Consider the following 18,777-nt stretch of genomic DNA (forward strand, 5'->3'; position numbering starts at 1 on the left):
ACGGCCGGAATCGCCGCCAGCACCCGATGCCTCAACCGCCTGGCGCGACCACCGTGACCCAATAGCGCGTGCGAAAGAGCACGTCCACCGGCAAGGCCTGCGGCAGGCTGTCGAGCACCGGGCCCGTGTCGCGCAGCTGGAACACGCCCGACACGCGCAGGTCGGCCACCGCCGGATCGCAGCGCAGCACGCCGGGCCGGTAGCGGCCCAGCTCGGCGAGGAAGTCGTGCAGCCGCATGTTCCTGGCGCGCAGGACACCCCGCGACCAATCGTCGGCATCGGCATCTGCCGCCGTGATCTCGCCGATGGCCGCCGAAGAAAACATGGCCTGCTCGCCGGCACGCACCACCGCTGCCAGGCTGCGCGCGTGGTCGGGGCGAACCTCGACTGCGCCGTCGAGCACCGTCAGCTGGCTGCGATCGCCTTCGTGCTGCCGGACCACGAAGCGCGTGCCCAGCGCACGCAGGCGCCCCTGCGCGGTCTCGACGATGAAGGGGCGGTAGGCGGGATCGGAAGAGGGCACGGCATCGGGTGCCGTGTCGATGAGTATTTCGCCCGCATGCAGCCGCACGAGGCGCTGCGTCGCGCCATAGGCCACGTCGATGGCCGTCGCGGTGTTGAGCTGCAGGCGCGTGCCGTCGGCCAGTCGCAGTTCGCGGCGTTCGCCAGTGGCGGTGCGGTGGTCGGCCAGCCATTCGCGTGCCGGCGACGCACGCCAGGCCAGCCAGCCGGTGGGCGCCGCGGTCAGCAGCACGGCGAGTGCCTTGACGGCTGTGCGGCGGTCGCTGCGCACCGCGCGGCCCAGCACTGGCATCGACAGCGCACCCGGCAGCCTGCCGAACTTGCCGCTGACCTGCTCGGCGCGCTGCCAGGCCGCTTCGTGCGCGGGGTTGGCCGCTCGCCAGCGCGCCCATTGCGTGCGATCGGCCGCCGTGGCCTCGCCCGACTGCAACAGGACGAACCATTGCGCTGCCTGCAGGGCGACGGCCTTGTCGACCCCGACCGCCATCGTGCGTCGCACCGTCACGCGACCAGCAGGATGCAGCGGGCCATGGCCTCGGCCATATAGCGCTTGACGGTGCGCTCGCTCACGCCCAGCTTCGCGGCGATCTCGGCATAGCCCAGCCCTTCGAGCTGCGCCATCAGGAAGGCCTGGCGCACCGGCGGCGCCAGGCCGTCGAGCATGGCGTCGATCTCCTGCAGGGTCTCGAGAATGATCGCCTGCTGCTCGGGCGAGGGCGCGAGCGGCTCGGGCAATGCGCTCAAAGCCTCGAGGTAGGCCTGCTCCAGCGAACGCCGCCGGTACAGGTTGGCCAGCAGCCGCTTGGCGAGCACCGTCAGGTAGGCGCGCGGCTCCCGCAATTGCCAGTCGCACTGCTTCTCGGGCGTGTGATCGGGCGCGGTGAGGATGCGCAGGAAGGTGTCTTGCGCCAGGTCTGCCGCATCGAAGGCGTTGCCGAGCTTCCTGCGCAGCCAGCTCTGCAACCACCCGTGGTGCTCGCTATAGAGGGTGTGGATGTGCGGGTGCAGAGCGGGATCGGCGGCCATGGCGGACGTAGTGCGGTGGCCAGGCCATCCAAATAAGAATTATTCTCATTGTATGACGACTGTGCACCAATGGCTACGTTCGGGGCTGCTGCACCAGTTGAAGCTCGTTGCCGGCGGGGTCGCGCAACGTGGCGAGGATGCCGCCCCAGGATTGCGCCTCGGGGAGGCCGCTGAAGGCGACGCCGAGTGACGAGAGTTCGGTGTACTTCGACTGGATGTTGTCCACGTCGAAAGACAGGCCTGTGAAGCGGCCTACCAGGGCTTGGTCTTCTGCAGGGGCATCTGCTTCGACACTTTCGACCACCAGGCTCATGGGTCCTGCGCCGAACACGCAAAAGCCCTGGTCGCGGCCGTCGGCCTTCAGGGGCAGGCCGAGGATCTCTTCATAGAAGCGGGAGGCGAGGGCGAGGTCCTGGACGAAGATGCGGGCGGTGTGAAGCTGCATGGTGTCTCCTGGGTGAGGACGAGGTGTGTACTGTCGAAGGGCAACAGATCGAGATGACCACTTGCCCTCGGTTGGGCATTGAGGTCAGGCCCAACCCGACGCATTGCGCAAGCGTATGCCACTCGCATGCAGCGTGCTGTTCCAGACACCACGCAAAGGGAGCAACGAATCGACAACCCGCAACTCGGTGTGGCTGTCGTTCAAGGCGTGGGGAAGATTCGCGATTCTTTCGCAGCCCAGCGGACGCACCACGCTTCGACTGACGAACATGCCTGCGTCCTCAATGCACTCGAACGAGTGGACGGGAAACTCGTAGCGGAAGATCGAGCCAGATCGATGGCGGTCCACCCAGGCGCGCTCTATGAAGGCAACGGCCTGTACGCCGCACGGAAGATCGCCCATCCACGCCATTCGATCATCGTGGCTCGATGCCGAGTGCGCCCAGACAACGATGCGCGGGCACTCTCGCGGAAAGAGATACAGCCGCTGGTGATCGGCATCGATGGCCCACACGAGCGGGCTGTTGAGCCATTCCTGACCGGGTTTGCGAAGTGCCGGCTGGCGTACAGAGCGTGGCGTGAACTGGTCGATCTGACCGTCTTCGCTGAAGTGAAAGAGGCGCATGTCGGCGGCGTCAAAGGTCGACTCGAGTCGTCGCGGCGAAAAGGAAACGCGTCGTCGTTCGCACGGCCGTGAGCCCGAAGCTCTGCATTCTTAGCGCCGACGGCGTGCGCTACTTCTTCGCAAGAAACGCGGCCACCAAGGCATTCGCATGCCCGTGACCCATCTGGTGCTGGGTCTTGAGCTGGCTCACGAGCTCCATGTGTTTGAGGGGGCCCGCAGCCTGAAGAATGTCCATCCAATGCGCGATCGGCTGGCCGTAGGTCTTCTCGATGGAGGGGAAGTACGAGGCGGGTCCTTTTACCTTGGCGGTCTCGGTCATGGGCGGTTCTTTCGCGGGTGGAGAGTGAGGTTCGTGCAACGGCGGGAGGGCATTCTTACAGCTGCCAGCTCCTGTTGCTGGCATTGGGCTGGATCAGGTCCCACATGTTCCCGCACAGGTCCTTGAAGACAGCCACGACCCCGTGCGGCTGCTCCTCCGGCGGGCGAACGAACTCGACGCCTGCGGCCTTGTACTTTTCGTAGTCGCGCCAGAAGTCGTCCGTGTACAGGAACAGGAACACGCGGCCGCCGGCCTGGTCGCCGATGGCGCGTTGCTGTTCTGGCGCCGATGCTTGCGCCAGGAGAAGGCAGGCCCCTTGTCCGCCCTGAGGCTTGACCACGACCCAGCGCTTTCCTTGCCCGGGCACGGGGGTGTCTTCGACGGGTTCGAAGCCCAGCGTGCCGACGAAGAATTCGAGCGCCTTGTCGTAGTCGGGGACCACCAAGGAGACGAGGCCGAGTGATTGGTGCATGGGGTGTGGTCGGAGAAATCAGGGGCGGTAAGGTGAGAAGTCGTTCATGCTGGACCCTTGTCCACTTGCACGCGGTATCTGCGCAAAAGGAGCCCAAAACGGCCGGCGGGCATTCTCCATAACGGTCGCTTGAGACGGAGGCTGAACCGGTGCAAAGCAGATGCTTGCGCAGAAATCAGTGTTAGTCACTGATACGCCTCATCAACTTGTGAAGGCTGCGGGATCTACGAATTTCACGCCAACGAGTTCTCGTTCAAATTCTTGCGACAGTTCATCTTGCACCGCAATCTGGCCAATTTGCGGCAGGTATGCGAGCGACGTAGAGGTCAATGCATCGGGTTTGAGAACGAGCTTCGTCACCTCCCTCATCAAGCCATGCTTAAGTAGTCGCGGATCAAATTCTGAATGAGCCAAATCGATCGCCGCGTCCTCCACCGTCAAGACATTGAGAGCAAAAAACTCACCCATCAGAATCTTCTTGCGATAGGTAATCTCTAGGGGAAGAAACTCGCATTGGCACTGATGCGCTTCCAAGAGGAGCGCAAACCGCCGTGAGACGATCCAAAAGGGGACCGTCATGATGAAGTCGGTCAGCCCCGCAGGGCTTTCCCGATCATCTCGAAGGGTGACCCTCATCCGCCCCCAATTCGGTTCGCAAAGCTGCCCCTCATTGAGTCCAACGTTCAAGTCGTCAAATAGCCTAGTCAGATCCGCTTGATGAGGAACCGCTTCCGGTGCAGGGATGCCGCGCCGAAGATTGATGGTCAGCAGCTTTGTCATGTAGATATTTAGTGTCTGCTTGGCCGTCTTCAGCCGTGCGGGCTTCCCAACGAATCGCTTGAGCTCAACGCGTTGGTGCTATTCATACCCGCGCTTCTGAATGGTTGCCTCTGCAACTGACTTCGGTGTAGCGATCACGGGGGCACTGTCCGCGATACGCTTCTTCTCGCTGCCCGTGAGAGTAGAACCCTTGAGCGACTCGGCCCGAGCGAGCAAAGCAGAGATGCCGGGGTTGTGCAGCAACACCAAGCCTTCTGGATTCGGCCTTGCTGCCAGTTCGGCATGCGACCCGGTGTCTCCGACTTTCAAAATGAGGGCCTGCGACATGGTTAATCCAACATGTGAGATGGTGAGCGCGACTACCACGACGAGGCGAAGCGGAATGTTTTGAGGGTTCATGGTCTCAACGTCTTCTCCTAGCCGAAAGCGGACGACTATGCCACCTCGGCGCCGCTCCTCATAAGGGACTCCAAGAGGAAGAGCGCCTCTTCGGAGTTGAGAGCCCTAGAGCGATGCGCCGTGCTGCGCACACTGCGACCGGTAGCACGGTGTGTGAGCCTTGCGCAGCTTGTTGTGTGAAAGATCAGGCTGCTGTTCACTGCGAACTCACGTCTGAAATATGCGGTGGAGATGCCTCCTGGTTCAAGGGAAAAATCTTCCGGTGAGACGGCCCTTATCAGCCGAGCCGATACGCCCTGCGGACAGCCCGCTTGCACCTCACCTAGCAGGCGCTGGCCGGTTTCAGGAGACACCCGATCGCAGATCTTCAAGACGACGCTGGCAAGGTCGCCTGCTGCTGTGGCCTGTTCCTCATCGACGATCTCTATGGATTCCAAGTCGATTCCAACCTGGTGACACGCGCGAAGAACCTCTGCCGTCCAGCGGCCGCTGTGCGTGTTGGCTGAGTGAACCAACAGGTACGTTTCAGGCAATCGAATCCGATAAGGCATGCCGCAATATAGAGCGCTTCTACCCAAATTCTGAAGCTTCGATGAAAGTCCGCCGTTGGCCGCAGCCCATCCTATTCAGGCTGCGGGAGGACAAGATTATTGAGTGCCTCTTGAAGACTCCATTGCCGCCACCCAGGCTGTGCAATCGAGCCATCCGGGCCCAGGGGAGAAAGGTTGAAGCCTTCTTCGACATCCTCGAAGTACATGGCGACGGCGCGGTACATCGCAACAACGAAAACGCTCTCGCATGCACCTGAGCGCTCGATAGTCGCGAGACGAAACGGAATGCGGTACTTCGCAAAAATCTCCCGCTCCGTCAGCGTGCACTCTGAGAGTTGGAGTTCTACCAAGGCCTCAAGCTCTCTGGCAGAAATCGGCGACCATTTCATGGTTTCCTCTGATCGAACTTGGAGGGAGGGATTCCGGCCGAACAGTTTCGCAGGGCCTCGCGACGTAGCCATCAACTTCCGCTCTTCTTGGTCACTAGAAGTCGTCGATGGAACGGATCTGGTGACGGGCTCTTTACGATGCCGCCGCGCACCCCTCAGGCTTGAACACTCGCGTGGTCGAAGCCGGAAACTTTTCAAGTTTGGCCGCTGGCCGCGACGGGCGCGGGACCAGCTCTCCGCCGCAGTTCGGGCACGTACCCGCAAGGCGTTGATTCGCGCAATCACTGCAGAACGTGCACTCGAAAGAACAGATACGGGCATCGGCCGAATCCGGCGGCAAGTCTCGGTCGCAGCATTCACACCCGGGGCGCATTTGGAGCATGGCGAAACCTCAGAGAGTTGAGTCGGTCGAGCTTATACGAAGGTGTGCTCGCCGATGCATGGCGAGCACGGGAGGCTGGCGCGTGTTGCCGCACGACGAGGCCGCGTGCGGGCATCGCGATAGTCAGGCTGTCGGTCCGGCGGGTCCGAGTGCCAGGCTCATCGGCTGCACCATCAGGGGTGAGTGTTCCCGCAGCGGCTCCAACGCGCCATCGGGGCGGAAGCCGCACCCCATGTACAGGCGCATCGCGGGCGTGTCTGCGACTGTGACTCCCAGGCCCACGCGCTTCATCCCCGCGCGCGCGGCCCAGGAAACCGCCGCTTCGAGCAAAGCGCGACCGGCTCCCATGCCTCGTGATGCGGGGTCGACCCACATCTGGAAAAGATGGGCGACAGCCGGTTCATCGCCGGACACCTTGCACCAGATCAGGCCGCAGGCGTCGTTGCGGTTGAACGCGAAAAGCACACGATCTTTTCCTGACGAGGTTGCCGCGGCAAGGCGCGCGGCCCACATCGCATCGCTTCTCGTGGCCTCCGCCTCGTACGTGCTTCCGAAGGCGTCCGGCGAGTCGAGCAACGCCCGCAGGCGCAGGTCTCGATAGGTCTTCCATTCATCGGGTTTCGCTGGTTGCACCGAGATCAAGTCATCGCCTTCGGGTTAGGGGTCATGTGTGAGCCGAATGTCGCCTTTCGGCCTGCTTCATCGATGCAGGGCAATCGGATGGCGAACCAGAAAGCAGTGCGTGTCGTTGGCGCTCTCGTGGACGAACCCGTGGCGCCCGTACAGCGCGCCGACCGGGTTCCACTTCAGATGCTCCAGCCGCACCGCCTGTTTGTCGTGGTCCGCTTGGGCCAGCAGCTGGCGAAGCACCACTGAACCAATGCCGGCGCGCTGAAAAGCCGGCAAGACGTAGAACTCGCCGACCCGGCGGTGACCGTCGACCTCCCATGTGGCGATCGTGCCGACCGGTGTGCCGCCCTTGAGGATGACCGACCACGGGCGCTCCTGCCATCGGCTCTGGTGCAGGTTTCTCTGGAAATCGTCGTCCCATCCCCACCGCGCTGCAACGTAGGGGCCGAGTGCCTGCCGCTTGGCATCGAACGCAAATTCGACATCCGAGTCGAGGGCGGCGCGCAGGGTTGGGTTCATCGAAGCTCGCTGGTCCCCATTCACAGACGGATGCCGCGACGCATGCGGTCCAGGCGGCTGCTCATGATCCACGCAACCACCGGCCCGATCACCATCCCAGCCAGGCAGCTCCACACAACGACATGGCTCCTGAGTTCGAGCAGCCAGGTGAGCATCGGGTACTGCGCGGCCACGGCCTCCGGGAAGCTCCACCAATAGGACGAACCGCGGCTGGAGCCCGTGCGATGCTTGGTGCCGTCGAGCCAGTACGCAGCCAGCGGTGCAAGGCCGAGATAGGCAAACATCGCGGCCCAGGGGCCGAGCACGATGGCGCCCAGGAAGGCGTCGATGAAACGGGAGCGCATCGATTTACCGCTCACGCACGCGCCGCCAGATCAGGTCCGCCGCCTCGCTCGCACTCACGAATGCCGAGTCGATGACCAGGCGGCTTGTGCCCCAGGCCTCGTAGTCATGCCCAAGCACAGCCTCCCAGCTCGGCAACGCAAAGCCCGCCATGTCGGCTTCCCGGTTCTCCACACGCCTGCGATGTTCAACGACGTCTGAGCACACGACCTCAACCTCCACCAGATGCGACGACACCTCTGTCGCCACGGCCCGCCACGCCTCACGCGTGACCGACAGCGGGTTGACGCAATCAGCGACCACGGACATGCCGAGCGCAAGGTTGGACCGAGCCAGCGCGTACGCGACGACATAGCCCGCCGGGCCCACATCGTCAGCGCATCCACTCGCAGTCTTCAACGCATGCTCGATGGCGTCGATGCGCAGGTACACCGAAGGGACGCGCGCCACGAGTTCGCGCGCGATGGTGGTCTTGCCTGTGCCGGGCAGTCCGCTCAGGACGATCAGGGCTCGATGTTCCGAAGTCGATCTCATGGAAGGGGAAGGGGATGGCGTCTGCGAAGGGCCGTTCGTCGGCGATCGTACCCACCATTCGTTCATGCGGGCCCGTCGACCCGTCAGATCAGCGGCACTGTCGCTTCCTTCAGCACCCGCAGCACGAAGTGCGACTTGCTGTGGCGAATGCCGGGGATCTTGTAGAGCTTCTCGCGCAGCAGCCGCTCGTAGTCGCGCGTGTCGCGCACGGCGATGCGGATGTAGTAGTCGTAGTCGCCCGACACGAGGTAGGCCTCCTGGATCTCGGGAATGGTGGCGAGGGTGCGGCCAAAGTCGTACAGGGTTTCGTCGGTGTGGCTCTCTAGGGTGACCTGCACGATGACGGAGTCGTGGTAGCCCAGCTTGGCCGGGTCGACGTCGACGGTGTAGCGCTTGATGACGCCCGAGGCCTCGAGTTTCTTGATGCGCGTCCAGCAGCTGGTGGGCGACAGGCCGACCTCGTTGCCGATCTCCTGCAGGGTCTTGCGCGAGTCGAGCAGCAGCACCCGCAGGATCGCCAGATCGGTCTTGTCGAAAGATCCTTCGTTGTCTGACGATGTTTGGCGATTGGTTTTCATGTTTCGTGCTTAAACAGCCAAAAGAAAGAAGCAAATTCTGCCTCAAGAGCGGAAGAATTGACGGCATGCGACTGCTCGACCTTCCCCCCACATCCTCGCCCTCCCTCTCGCCGGCCATGCCCGAGACCCCACCCCGCGTGCGCAACGGCGCCGAAGCGCTGCTCGACACGCTGGTCGAGTGCGGCGTCGACACGATCTTCGGCTACCCCGGCGGCGCGGCGCTGCCGCTGTACGACGCGCTGCACGGCGAACCCCGGCTGCGCCATGTGCTGGTGCGCCACGAGCAGGCGGCGGTGCATGCGGCCGAGGGCTATGCGCGCAGCACGGGCCGCGTGGGCGTGGTGCTGGTCACCTCGGGGCCGGGCGTGGGCAACACGATCACGGGGCTGCTCGACGCGATGAGCGATTCGGTGCCGGTGCTGTGCATCAGCGGGCAGGTGTCGACGGCGGTGATCGGCACGCAGGCTTTCCAGGAAAGCGACGCGCTGGGCATGTCGCGCCCGGTGACCAAGTGGAACCGGCAGGTGCGCGCGGCCGACGACGTGCCCGCGCTGGTGCGCCGCGCGCTCGACATCGCCACCACCGGCCGCCCCGGCCCGGTGCTGCTCGACGTGCCGAAGGACATCCAGCTGATGCGCCTCACGCACGGCGCCGCACAGGCCCCGCTGCGCGCGCTGCGCACGGGCCGCGCGCCGCTGCCGCCGCGGGCGATGCTGCAGCGCGCCGCCGACCTGATCTCGACCGCGCGCCGGCCGGTGCTCTACGGTGGCGGCGGGCTCATCAACTCGGGGCCGGCGGCCTGCGAGGCGTTCACGCAGCTCGTGCACCGGCTGCACGCGCCGTGCACGCTCACGCTGATGGGGCTGGGCGCGTTCCCCGCGTCCGACCCGAAGTTCGTCGGCATGCTGGGCATGCACGGCATGCTCGAAGCCAACCTCGCGATGCACGAGGCCGACCTGGTGGTGTGCGTGGGCGCGCGTTTCGACGACCGCGTGACGGGCAAGCTCGACGAGTTCTGCCCGCATGCTCGCAAGATCCACATCGATATCGACCCCGGCAGCATCAACAAGGTGGTGCATGTCGACGTGCCGATGGTGGGCGACTGCGGCGCCATCGTCGAAGCGCTGCTGGGCCTGCTGCCCGATGAGTTTGCGCCCGAGCGGCTGGCGCCGTGGTGGGCGCGCATCGAGCGCTGGCGCGCCGAAGACTGCCTGGCCTTCACGCCGTCGACGGAAGAGATCCTGCCGCAGCAGCTCATGTCGTCGCTGCAGCGGGCCATCGCGGGCCACGATGCGATCGTCTCGACCGACGTGGGCCAGCACCAGATGTGGGCCGCGCAGTACCTGCGCTTCGACAGCCCGCGCCACTGGCTCACCTCGGGCGGCGCCGGCACCATGGGCTACGGGTTGCCCGCGGCCATCGGCGCGCAGATCGGCCACCCCGATGCGCTCACGGTGTGCGTGAGCGGCGACGCGTCGGTGCTGATGAACATCCAGGAGCTGTCGACTGCCATGCAGCACGGCACTGCGGTGAAGCTGGTGCTGAGCAACAACGGCTACATGGGCATGGTGCGCCAGTGGCAGGAGCTGAACCACGGCAACCGTCTGAGCCACAGCTGGAACGAGGCGCTGCCTGATTTCGTGGCGCTGGCCAAGGCCTTCGGCTGGGGGGCGCGGCGCGTGTCAGACCCGGCGGAGCTGGAAGAGGCACTGGCCGAATGCTTGGCGAGCAAGGGGCCGTTCTTTCTCGACGTGCAGGTGGCGGCGCAGGAGAACTGCTTCCCGATGATGCCGTCGGGGTGCGGGCATCACCGGGTGATGCTGGCGAAGGACAGGTGGTACGAAGAAGAAAGCTGAGGGCCGGTCCTCGCACTCGCTCACATCACGAGTGCCCGTCCACCCGCATCTGGAAGAGGAAGTAGGGCGGAATGCACGCCCCGCGTCCTTCGGGCTGGCCTTCGGCTTGCGCGCAGATGTAGTCCTCGCGGCAAGGCTGTTGCGCCGAGCAGCTGCGCAGGTTGCCGGGTCGCGTGTGCTTGCTCAAACAATCGCCGAAGGGTTGCTTGGCTGCCAGGCACTGGTTGAAGTCGCTGAGGATGGCGATGCCGCCGCAGGTGCCGTTCGGGTCTTTCGGATCGCAGCGGCCCGAGCACATGCCGCCGGGGAAGCCGACCGAGGTTTTCTCGCAGACCGAATCCGCGCCTTCGCAGGTCGTGGCGGCGGTGCGCGGCAACTTCTGCGCGCGGTCGCGCCACGGGTCGGCCGAGGCGGTGATGCGCGTGGGCTCGCAGCTGGCGCCGACGGTGGCTTTCTCCGGCAAGGCGTTCGCGTCGTCCGGCGAGGCCAGCGGGCGGAACGGGTCGGGCACGGGCGTCGTCAGCGCGGCCTTCACATAGCGTTCGCGCCGCGCCAACTCATCCTGCAGGTGCGGCGAGTGCGGCAGCGCGAGCGCGTTGCCGGTCGTGAAGGTGCGCGAGGCGCCGCGCCGGTCCACGCCCAGCAGATGAAAGCCCGCAACCGCGCGGCTCTGGTGACAGCCCGCGCAGCTCAGGTCGTCGAGACGGCGCAGCACGGCCTGCGGTGACCGCAGCGTGCGGCTGCCGGGCACGGGCTGCCAGTCGCCGGGCGCGAACAGTTGTTCGAAGGGGCGGTTCGCCAGGCGCTCGAGGCCGCGCGGCGCAACCGAGACCGACTCGGTCGCCAGGAAGCGATCGGGGATGCGCACCGTGGCGCTGTCGAGCGCGCGCAGCGTGTCGGGCTGCTGCAGCCATTGGAGCAGCGCCTTGCGCAGCGGGGCGTCGGCCTTGAGCTTCGCGACGTCGGGCGTGTTCTCGAGCGGGCCCGCGTCGAAGCGCTGCGTGCGCGCGTTCCAGCGGAAGGCGCGCAGCAGGTACTCGGCATGGCCGCCGAGGTCGGGCCGCACGGCCGAGGGCCAGCGCACGCTCTGCAGGTTGGTCGTCACCTGCGCGATGCGGGCCTGCGCGAGCCGCGGTGGCGCGAGCGGGCCGTCGGCCGACACGAGCCAGCGGCCGAGCGCTTCGTCCTTCATCGATGCCTGTGGTGGTTGCCAGCGCCGAGCGGCACTGGCGCAACTGCCATCGGCATCGGGCGCATCGCCGCGCAGCTCGACGGCGACGGTCATCGGCAGGCGCGACTGCATCGCGGCCGAGCGGTACGCCAGCCGGTACACGAGCCGCGTCTCGCCGCAGGCACCGGGCTGGAACGGTCGGCGGTCCATGCGGTTGGCAACGCCGACCAGTTCGAAGAAGGCGTCGGGGCTGGCGAGCCAGCGTGCGTCGAAGATCCGGTGCGGGTAGCGCGCAATGCCGACGCCGGCTTGCGGGTCGCGGCGCTGCAGGGCGGCGAGGCTGGTCTTCAGCGGGTCGGCGACCGATTGCCAGGCCGGCGAGCGTGCAAGTGCTTGATTGGTGGCGATGCCGCTGGCAGCCACGGGCACGTCGAACCAGCGACCGAAGCCGGCGCCGGATTTCTCGGCAGCCTGCAGCGCGACGGGCGAGGTGACGAGCAGCACCGGGTCGGCCGCGTGGGCGAGGGAGGATGCGAGCGCGAGGCCGGCGGTCAGAAGGTGAAGGAGGCGTGGCACGCGGACGATTGTGCCGCCGCGATTCAGCCCGCCACCGTCAACGCCATCTGCTGCCGCATGAGTCCGGCCACGGCCACGCCCTGCGGATCGCCCAGCCGCTCGAGTGCGGCGATCACGCCCTTGCGATCCTCTTCCGAGCGGTCCTGGTTGAGCTTGAACTTGCCTTCGAGCACGCGCACGGGAATCTCGACCGCCGCGATCATGTCCAGGCGCGGCGCCACGAAGTCGAAGGGCATGGCGTCGAAGTCCCAGTTGCCGCCCAGCGGCGTGTCGTACAGCGTGACGGTGCGGCGCAGCACGGCATGGATGGCCGTGCGCTCCTCGATCACGCGGGGCGTGCCGCGCGCGTGGATCGCGGTGTAGTTCCAGGTCGGGAAGGTGCTCTGCTTCACGTACCAGCTGGGCGTGACGAAGGCATGTGGCCCCTGGAAGATGGCGAGCACCTCGGCGCCCGCGCGCAGTTCGTCGAACTGCGGGTTCTTCTTCGACAGGTGCGTGGTGAGCAGGCCGGGGCCGTCGTCCTGCGCATCGAGCAGGAAGGGCAGGTGCGTGGCGCTGGCGCCTGATGGGCCGACGGTGATGAGCGTGCCGAAGCTCCACGCGCGGATGCCGGCGTGCAGCGTCGCGAGGTCGTCCTCGATGTACGGCTTGGGCGTGTACATGGCGACGGCTTCAGCGCGCGGCCAGCGCGTGCATCCAGCGGGCGGCGTCGTCGAAGGCGCGGCCCGCGACGTCGGCGATCGACACGGCTTCGAGAAAGCCGTGGATGGTGCCGGGGTAGAGCACATCGGTCACGGCCACGCCGGCCTCGCGCAGGCGCGCGGCCATGAGTACGCTGTCGTCGTGCAGCGGGTCGCACTCGGTGATCGCGAGGCACGCGGACGGCAGGCCCTCGAGGCGCGCCGTGAGGCTGGCCAGGCGCGGGTCGCGAAAGTCTTCGGGCCGGCGCAGGTACAGGCCGTAGAACCACACCATCATGTGCAGCGACAGGCCGTACTCGCCCGCGCCGTAGCGCACCACCGACTCGCGGTACAGCTCGGTGCTGTAGGCGCCGTAGTTCAGCAGCATGCCCAGCGGCAGCGCCTCTCCCGCGTCGCGCAGCACGAGGCAGGCGCCCACCGACAGGTTGGCGCCTGCCGAGTCGCCGCCGATGAAGAGCTGCGCGGGGTCGATGTCGAGCGCGCCCGCGTTCGTCGCGAGCCAGCGCATCACGTCGACGCATTCGTCGTGCGGCTGCGGAAACTGCGCCTCGGGCGCCCGCGTGTAGTCGATGCCGATGACGGCGATGCCCGCGCGGCCCGCGTACTCGCGCATCACGCGGTCGTGGGTGTCGAGGCTGAACAGCACGAAGCCGCCGCCGTGGATGTAGACCAGCGCGCCCTGCAGCCTGCGCGTCTGGGGGTAGTGCACGCGGATGCGCACGTTGCCGTGGCGCGTGGGCACCTGCTGTTCGACGGTGCGCGCCATCGTCGGGCCGCCTTCGGTCCACGGGGCGCGCACCTTCTCGGCGTTGGCGCGGCCTTCGGCGATCGGGATGGTGTGGCGCTTCGGATAGCGGCTGCCCTCGGCCGCCATGAGGCGCATGAACTCGACGATCTGCGGATCGAGCGGGGGCGGGGCGGTGGGGTTCAGCCAGGTGGCGGGCAAAGGAGCGGCGGTCACGCAAACACTTTCTCGGAAGGGCAGGAGACAGATTCGGCCAGTGACGCGAGCGGCCGAGGCGTGGCCGCCAGCAGCGCCTGCGTGTACGCATGGCTCGGCCGGTCGAACACGGCGTCGCGCGGGCCTTGCTCGACGATGCGGCCGCGCTCCATCACGACGACGCGGTCGGCGATCTGCTCGACGGCCGCGAGGTCGTGGCTGATGAACAGGCACGCAAAGCCGTGGTGCGCCTGCAGGCTTTGGAACAGGCGCAGCACCTGCGCCTGGATGGTCATGTCGAGCGCGGACACGGGCTCGTCGGCCACCACGAAGGCGGGCCGGCGCACCAGCGCGCGCGCAATCGCCACGCGCTGGCGCTGGCCGCCCGAGAGCTCGTGCGGGTAGCGCGCGCCCAGGCCGTCCAGGCCCACTTCGTCGAGCGTCTCGTGCACGCGCTTCACACGCGCGGCGGCATCGAGCGCGGGCAGGTGGCGCAGCGGCTCGGCCACGATCTCCTGCACGCGCATGCGCGGGTCGAGCGACGAGAACGGGTCCTGGAACACCAGCTGGCAGGCGAGCCGGAAGCGGTGCAGCGCGGCGCGGTCGGCGCTGCGCACGTTGTCGCCGCGAAACAGGATCTGCCCTGCGTGCGACGGCGCGAGCCGCAGAATGGCGCGGCCCAGCGTGGTCTTGCCCGAGCCGCTGCCACCCACCAGCGCGACCATCTCGCCGGGGTGGATGTCCAGGTCGAGCTGGTCGATGATCTGCACCGGCGCATGGCGCTTGAAGAAGCCCGCGCGCGCGCCGGGGTAGCTCACGCACAGGCCGCGCACCTGCACCAGCGGCTGCTGCGCCGTGGCCGGGGCCGGCTTCGCAGCCTGGCGGCGCGGCAGGGCGTCGACCAGCTTGCGGGTGTAGGGCTGCTTCGGGTCGGCGAGGATGGCGGGCACGTCGCCCGTCTCCACGAGCTTGCCTTTTTCCAGCACGATGGCGCGCTGCGCATAGCGCCCGACCAGCCCGAGGTTGTGCGTGATGAGCAGCACGGCCGTGCCCTGGTCCTTCGCGAGGCCGACCATGAGGTCGAGCACTTCGCGCTGGCTCAGCGTGTCGAGCGCGGTGGTCGGCTCGTCGGCGATCAGCAGGCGCGGCTTGAGCAGCATCACGCTGGCCAGCATGATGCGCTGGCGCATGCCGCCCGAGAACTCGTGCGGGTAGGCGTGCAGGCAGCGCTCGGGGTCGGCGATCTGCACGCGCCGCAGCATGTCGAGGCAGCGCGCGCGAATCTCGGTGGCCGACAGCTTCGTGTGCATGCGCAGACCCTCGGCCATCTGCTCACCGATGCGGTGCACCGGGTTGAGCGAGACCATCGGCTCCTGGAACACCATGCCGATGCCGGGTCCGCGGATGGGGCGCATGGCCTTCACGTCGCGGGTGCTCAGGTCTTCGCCGTCGAACACGATCTGCCCGCCGCTTTGCGCGATGCCGGGCGGCAGCAGCTGCAGGATGGCGCGCGCGGCCATGGTCTTGCCGCTGCCCGATTCGCCCACCACGGCAAGGAACTCGCCGGGGCGCACGTCGAACGAGAGGTCGTGCACCAGCGTCTGGGCGCCGCCGTGCAGGTCGATCTTCAGGTGCCGCACGGAAAGCACGGGCGCTGCGGAAGAGTTGGGACGGGTCATGACTTCTCCGTGCGCGGGTCGAGCCGGTCGCGCAGCGATTCGCCCAGGAGGTTGATGCCCAGCAGCGTGAGCGCGATGCACAGGCCCGGCACCAGGCACAGCCACACGGCCGAGGCCATGTAGGGGCGTGCGCTGGAGAGCATGTTGCCCCAGGTGGGCGCAGGCGGCGGCACGCCCAGGCCGAGGAAGCTCAGGGCGCTTTCCGACAGCAGCACCCAGCCGAACATGCTGGTGGCCAGCACGGCGACGGGCGCCACGCAGTTGGGCAGGATGTGGCGCCACATGGTGTAGATCTCGCCGTTGCCGATCATGCGCGAGGCCTCGACGTACTCGCGCTCGCGCAGCGACAGCACGGTGCCGCGCACCACGCGCACCACCGAGGGCGCGTAGGCCATGCTCAGCGCGAGCACGATGCCCCACTGGTTGGCGCCCACGACCACCATCACGCCCAGCGCCAGCAGCAGGCCCGGAAAGGCCAGCAGCGTGTCGTTGAAGGCCATGAGCACGCGGTCGGTCCAGCCGCGCACGAAGCCGGCGAGCACGCCCACCACGAGGCCGACGGCGGTGGCCAGCGCCACCGTGAGCAGCGCGATGAGGCAGCTGGTGGAGGCCGCGCGCATGGCGCGGCTGGCCACGTCGCGCCCGAACTCGTCGGTGCCCAGCCAGTGCGCCATCGACGGCGGCTGCAGCTTGCCGCGCAGGTCGATGCCCAGCGGGTTGTAGGGCGTCCACAGCGCGGCCACCAGCGCCAGGACCAGCAGCACGCCGATGAGCACGCCGCCCACGAGGGTATGGGTCTTGATCTTTTTCACTGCACCGACACCCGGGGATCGAAGAGGGGATAGCACATGTCCACGATCAGGTTGATGACCACGTAGATGCAGGCCGTGAACAGCAGGCAGCCCTGCAGCACCGGGTAGTCGCGCGCGAAGATCGAATCGATCATCAGGCGGCCCAGGCCGGGCAGGGTGAACACCGTTTCGAGCACCGCGATGCCGCTCAGCAGATGGCCCAGGATGAGGCCGATCATGGTGAGCGTGGGGTTGAAGGCGTTGGGCAGCACGTGGCGGCGCAGCACCTGCGACTCGGGCACGCCCTTGGCGCGCGCGTGCGTCACGTACTCGAGCCGCAGCACCTCGATGGTGCTGGCGCGCGACATGCGCGTGAGCACGCCGGTCTCGACCAGCACCAGCGTGACGATCGGCAGGATCACGTAGAGCAGGCCCTGCGAGAAGTCTTCCGACATGGGCACGTAGCCCACCACCGGCAGCCAGTGCAGGTACTGGCCGAAGAACATCAACAGCAGCAGGCCGAGCCAGAAGCTCGGCACCGACAGCATCAGCGTGGCCGCGCCGATGATGGCGAGGTCGGTCGGCCGGTCCTTGCGCCAGGCGGCGACGAGGCCGGCGGGCACGGCGATCAGCGAGGCCAGCGCCACGGCGGTGAGCACGATCACGGCGCTCACGTGAAAGCGCTCCCAGATCAGCGGCAGCACGGCCAGGCCGTTGGTGGTCGACACGCCCAGGTCGCCGGTGAGCGCGTGGCGCAGCCACACGACGTACTGGGTGACCAGGGGCTGGTCCAGCCCCATCTGCTGGCGGGCGAGTTCGAGCTGCGCGGGGTCGGCGCCTTCGCCGAGCATGAGCTGCACCGGGTCGCCCGGAATCAGCCGCATGAGCGTGAAGACGGCAATCGACACCAGCAGCAGCGTCGGGATCGTCATGGCGATCCGGCGCAAGAGGTAGGCAAGCATGGCGGCGGCGCCCCGTCAGCCGCGCGCGTCGAGCCGGACGTTCCAGAACCGCGGCTTGGCCGGCGCCCAGCCCTTGAAGCCGGTCACGCTCTTGCGCATGGCGGTGGCGTCGCTGGCGTTGAAGAGCACGACCATCGGCACGTCCTGCAGCATCTGCTTGTGCAGCTCGTCGAACAGCACCTGGCGGCGCGCCTTGTCGCGCGAGACCATGCTCTCGGTGAGCCGGGTCTGCGCGGCGGCGTTGTCCCACACCTTGCGCGGCTGCGTGGCCTTGTCGCCCGACACCATCTCGTAGTTGAGCGAGGGGTCGATGCGCGCCGAGTAGATGAAGGCCATGCTCTGGTACTGGCCCTTGGTGTAGCGGTCGAGCTGCGTGGCCCAGTCGAGCACTTCGAGTTCGATGTTGATGCCGGCTTCGGAGGCCATGGCCTGTACCAGCACGGCGGCCGAGTACAGCGCCTCGTAGCGCTTGTTGGCGACGAGCTTGATCGGCTGGCCGCGGTAGCCGGCTTCGGCCAGCAGCTTCTTCGCACCGGCGATGTCGCGCTTGTAGCCGCCGGCCTGCACGGGGCTGTAGAACGGGCTGGACGAAGGCACGACCGAGTTGTTGACGGCCGACAGGCCCTCGGTGACCGACTTGGCGATCTCGGGCGTGTCCAGCGCCAGTGCCAGCGCGCGGCGGATGCGCACGTCCTTCAGCAGCGGGTCGGTGGTCTGCAGCAGCAGCGCGACCATGGTCATGACTGGCGTGGTGTCGACGCGCACGTCGCTGCGCCCGCGCATCTCGACCACGTCGGCCGGGCTGGGGCTGATGAAGGCGTCGATGCCGCCGCTGTACAGCGCCGCCTTGGCCGCGGCCGAGTCGGGAATGACGACGAAGCGCAGGTTCTCGATCTCGGCCTTCTTGCCGCCCGTGAGGCCGTCGCGGGCTTCGGGGCGCGAGGTGTAGCCGTCGAAGCGCGTGAGCTCGATGTACTGGCCACGCTTCCACTCCTTGATCTTGTAGGGGCCGGTGCCCACGGGCTCCTTCCACTGGCCGTCGGCGCCCAGCGAGCTGCGGTGCAGGATGGCGGCGCCGCCGCAGTCGGGGCGCGCCATCATGGTGAGGAACAGCGCGCTCGGGCGCTCGATCTTGAACACCACGGTCTTCGGCGTGGGCGCTTCCACCGCGAGCACCTTGGTCATGCCCTTGCCGTCGAACTCGGGCAGGCAGCGCCAGCCGCTGGTGGGCTTGAGGTAGCGCTGCCAGCTCCACACCACGTCGTCGGCCGTGAGCAGCGCGCCGTTCTGGAACTTCACGCCGTCGCGCAGCGTGAAGGTGTAGGTCAGGCCGTCGGCCGAGGTGTCGACCTTGCTCGCGAGCATCGGGCCGACCGAGGTGTCTTCGCGCAGCGCGACCAGGCCTTCGACCACGTGGATGAGCACGTTGTCGGTGTTGTCGTCGCGGTTGCCGCCGGGGTCGGTGGAGCGGATGTCGGAGTTGATCTGGATCCGCATCGTCTGGCCGGCCGGGGCCTGGGCGAAGGCCGCGCTGGCGGCCAGGCCGAGGCCGAGGGCCAGTGCGGCGGCGGTGCGCGCAGCGGGAGGGA

General features: G+C 67.1%; 23 protein-coding genes. 1 reads left to right on the forward strand and 22 read right to left on the reverse strand.

Annotated features, from left to right (window positions below; translation table 11 throughout):
• Window positions 1-31: 31 nt before the first annotated feature.
• The 15 genes from AC07XP_RS01335 to AC07XP_RS01405 all read right to left on the reverse strand — a co-directional run bounded on the left by AC07XP_RS01335 (window position 32) and on the right by AC07XP_RS01405 (window position 8,512).
• Window positions 32-1,027 carry a FecR domain-containing protein gene (locus tag AC07XP_RS01335; protein ID WP_495263563.1) on the reverse strand — a complete coding sequence of 332 codons (996 nt, stop codon included), beginning with the start codon at window positions 1,025-1,027 and terminating at the stop codon, window positions 32-34.
• Window positions 1,024-1,548: a sigma-70 family RNA polymerase sigma factor gene (locus tag AC07XP_RS01340; protein WP_495263564.1), complete on the reverse strand. Its 525-nt coding sequence runs from the start codon at window positions 1,546-1,548 to the stop codon at window positions 1,024-1,026. Before AC07XP_RS01340 ends, AC07XP_RS01335 begins: the two co-directional genes overlap by 4 nt.
• 73 nt (window positions 1,549-1,621) lie before the next feature.
• Entirely contained in the window at window positions 1,622-1,993 is a 372-nt protein-coding gene (locus AC07XP_RS01345; protein ID WP_495263565.1) for a VOC family protein, read from the reverse strand.
• A gap of 84 nt (window positions 1,994-2,077) precedes the next feature.
• A complete protein-coding gene (locus AC07XP_RS01350; RefSeq protein ID WP_495263566.1) occupies window positions 2,078-2,617 on the reverse strand; it encodes a DUF6886 family protein in 540 nt (179 codons plus the stop codon).
• A gap of 109 nt (window positions 2,618-2,726) precedes the next feature.
• On the reverse strand, window positions 2,727-2,936 hold the full coding sequence (locus AC07XP_RS01355) for a DUF4287 domain-containing protein (RefSeq protein ID WP_070061083.1): 210 nt from the start codon (window positions 2,934-2,936) through the stop codon (window positions 2,727-2,729).
• Between the two features lie 55 nt (window positions 2,937-2,991).
• Window positions 2,992-3,408: a VOC family protein gene (locus AC07XP_RS01360; protein WP_492740826.1), complete on the reverse strand. Its 417-nt coding sequence runs from the start codon at window positions 3,406-3,408 to the stop codon at window positions 2,992-2,994.
• A gap of 201 nt (window positions 3,409-3,609) precedes the next feature.
• Entirely contained in the window at window positions 3,610-4,188 is a 579-nt protein-coding gene (locus tag AC07XP_RS01365) for an imm11 family protein (protein WP_369629193.1), read from the reverse strand.
• Window positions 4,189-4,266: 78 nt separating this feature from the next.
• The gene (locus AC07XP_RS01370) at window positions 4,267-4,587 is read right to left on the reverse strand and encodes a hypothetical protein (protein WP_369629192.1); all 321 of its coding nucleotides are present in this window, start codon (window positions 4,585-4,587) and stop codon (window positions 4,267-4,269) included.
• A 622-nt stretch (window positions 4,588-5,209) separates the two neighbouring features.
• Window positions 5,210-5,527: a hypothetical protein gene (locus AC07XP_RS01375; protein WP_495263567.1), complete on the reverse strand. Its 318-nt coding sequence runs from the start codon at window positions 5,525-5,527 to the stop codon at window positions 5,210-5,212.
• A gap of 133 nt (window positions 5,528-5,660) precedes the next feature.
• Window positions 5,661-5,909 carry a DUF1272 domain-containing protein gene (locus AC07XP_RS01380; protein WP_082818251.1) on the reverse strand — a complete coding sequence of 83 codons (249 nt, stop codon included), beginning with the start codon at window positions 5,907-5,909 and terminating at the stop codon, window positions 5,661-5,663.
• Window positions 5,910-6,032: 123 nt separating this feature from the next.
• Window positions 6,033-6,542: a GNAT family N-acetyltransferase gene (locus AC07XP_RS01385; RefSeq protein ID WP_495263581.1), complete on the reverse strand. Its 510-nt coding sequence runs from the start codon at window positions 6,540-6,542 to the stop codon at window positions 6,033-6,035.
• Window positions 6,543-6,608: 66 nt separating this feature from the next.
• Window positions 6,609-7,058, reverse strand: coding sequence for a GNAT family N-acetyltransferase (locus tag AC07XP_RS01390; protein WP_495263568.1), 450 nt, complete (start codon window positions 7,056-7,058; stop codon window positions 6,609-6,611).
• 20 nt (window positions 7,059-7,078) lie between these two features.
• The gene (locus tag AC07XP_RS01395; protein ID WP_495263569.1) at window positions 7,079-7,402 is read right to left on the reverse strand and encodes a hypothetical protein; all 324 of its coding nucleotides are present in this window, start codon (window positions 7,400-7,402) and stop codon (window positions 7,079-7,081) included.
• Window positions 7,403-7,406: 4 nt separating this feature from the next.
• Window positions 7,407-7,934: a P-loop nucleotide/nucleoside kinase family protein gene (locus AC07XP_RS01400; RefSeq protein WP_495263570.1), complete on the reverse strand. Its 528-nt coding sequence runs from the start codon at window positions 7,932-7,934 to the stop codon at window positions 7,407-7,409.
• A gap of 83 nt (window positions 7,935-8,017) precedes the next feature.
• Window positions 8,018-8,512, reverse strand: a complete 495-nt coding sequence (locus AC07XP_RS01405) for an Lrp/AsnC family transcriptional regulator (protein ID WP_495263571.1) — start codon at window positions 8,510-8,512, stop codon at window positions 8,018-8,020.
• A gap of 65 nt (window positions 8,513-8,577) precedes the next feature.
• Between AC07XP_RS01405 and ilvB the strand changes: the two genes are divergently transcribed.
• Window positions 8,578-10,368: a biosynthetic-type acetolactate synthase large subunit gene (ilvB, locus tag AC07XP_RS01410; RefSeq protein ID WP_495263572.1), complete on the forward strand. Its 1,791-nt coding sequence runs from the start codon at window positions 8,578-8,580 to the stop codon at window positions 10,366-10,368.
• Window positions 10,369-10,393: 25 nt separating this feature from the next.
• Here ilvB and AC07XP_RS01415 read toward each other — a convergent pair whose 3' ends face one another.
• From AC07XP_RS01415 to AC07XP_RS01445, 7 genes are read right to left on the reverse strand one after another with little or no spacing between them, the layout of a single operon-like run.
• Window positions 10,394-12,115 (reverse strand): hypothetical protein, encoded by a 1,722-nt coding sequence (locus tag AC07XP_RS01415; protein WP_495263573.1) that lies wholly within the window; start codon window positions 12,113-12,115, stop codon window positions 10,394-10,396.
• Between the two features lie 23 nt (window positions 12,116-12,138).
• On the reverse strand, window positions 12,139-12,777 hold the full coding sequence (locus tag AC07XP_RS01420) for an FMN-binding negative transcriptional regulator (protein WP_495263574.1): 639 nt from the start codon (window positions 12,775-12,777) through the stop codon (window positions 12,139-12,141).
• A 10-nt stretch (window positions 12,778-12,787) separates the two neighbouring features.
• Window positions 12,788-13,777: an alpha/beta hydrolase fold domain-containing protein gene (locus AC07XP_RS01425; RefSeq protein ID WP_495263575.1), complete on the reverse strand. Its 990-nt coding sequence runs from the start codon at window positions 13,775-13,777 to the stop codon at window positions 12,788-12,790.
• The gene (locus tag AC07XP_RS01430; protein ID WP_495263576.1) at window positions 13,774-15,435 is read right to left on the reverse strand and encodes an ABC transporter ATP-binding protein; all 1,662 of its coding nucleotides are present in this window, start codon (window positions 15,433-15,435) and stop codon (window positions 13,774-13,776) included. Before AC07XP_RS01430 ends, AC07XP_RS01425 begins: the two co-directional genes overlap by 4 nt.
• Window positions 15,432-16,247 (reverse strand): ABC transporter permease, encoded by an 816-nt coding sequence (locus AC07XP_RS01435; protein ID WP_495263577.1) that lies wholly within the window; start codon window positions 16,245-16,247, stop codon window positions 15,432-15,434. The genes AC07XP_RS01430 and AC07XP_RS01435 overlap by 4 nt, the downstream gene beginning before the upstream one ends.
• Window positions 16,244-17,188 carry an ABC transporter permease gene (locus AC07XP_RS01440; protein ID WP_139706261.1) on the reverse strand — a complete coding sequence of 315 codons (945 nt, stop codon included), beginning with the start codon at window positions 17,186-17,188 and terminating at the stop codon, window positions 16,244-16,246. Before AC07XP_RS01440 ends, AC07XP_RS01435 begins: the two co-directional genes overlap by 4 nt.
• A gap of 15 nt (window positions 17,189-17,203) precedes the next feature.
• Window positions 17,204-18,748 (reverse strand): ABC transporter substrate-binding protein, encoded by a 1,545-nt coding sequence (locus tag AC07XP_RS01445; RefSeq protein ID WP_495263582.1) that lies wholly within the window; start codon window positions 18,746-18,748, stop codon window positions 17,204-17,206.
• Between the last annotated feature and the right edge of the window lie 29 nt (window positions 18,749-18,777).

This window comes from Variovorax sp. GW531-E2 (assembly GCF_059423125.1).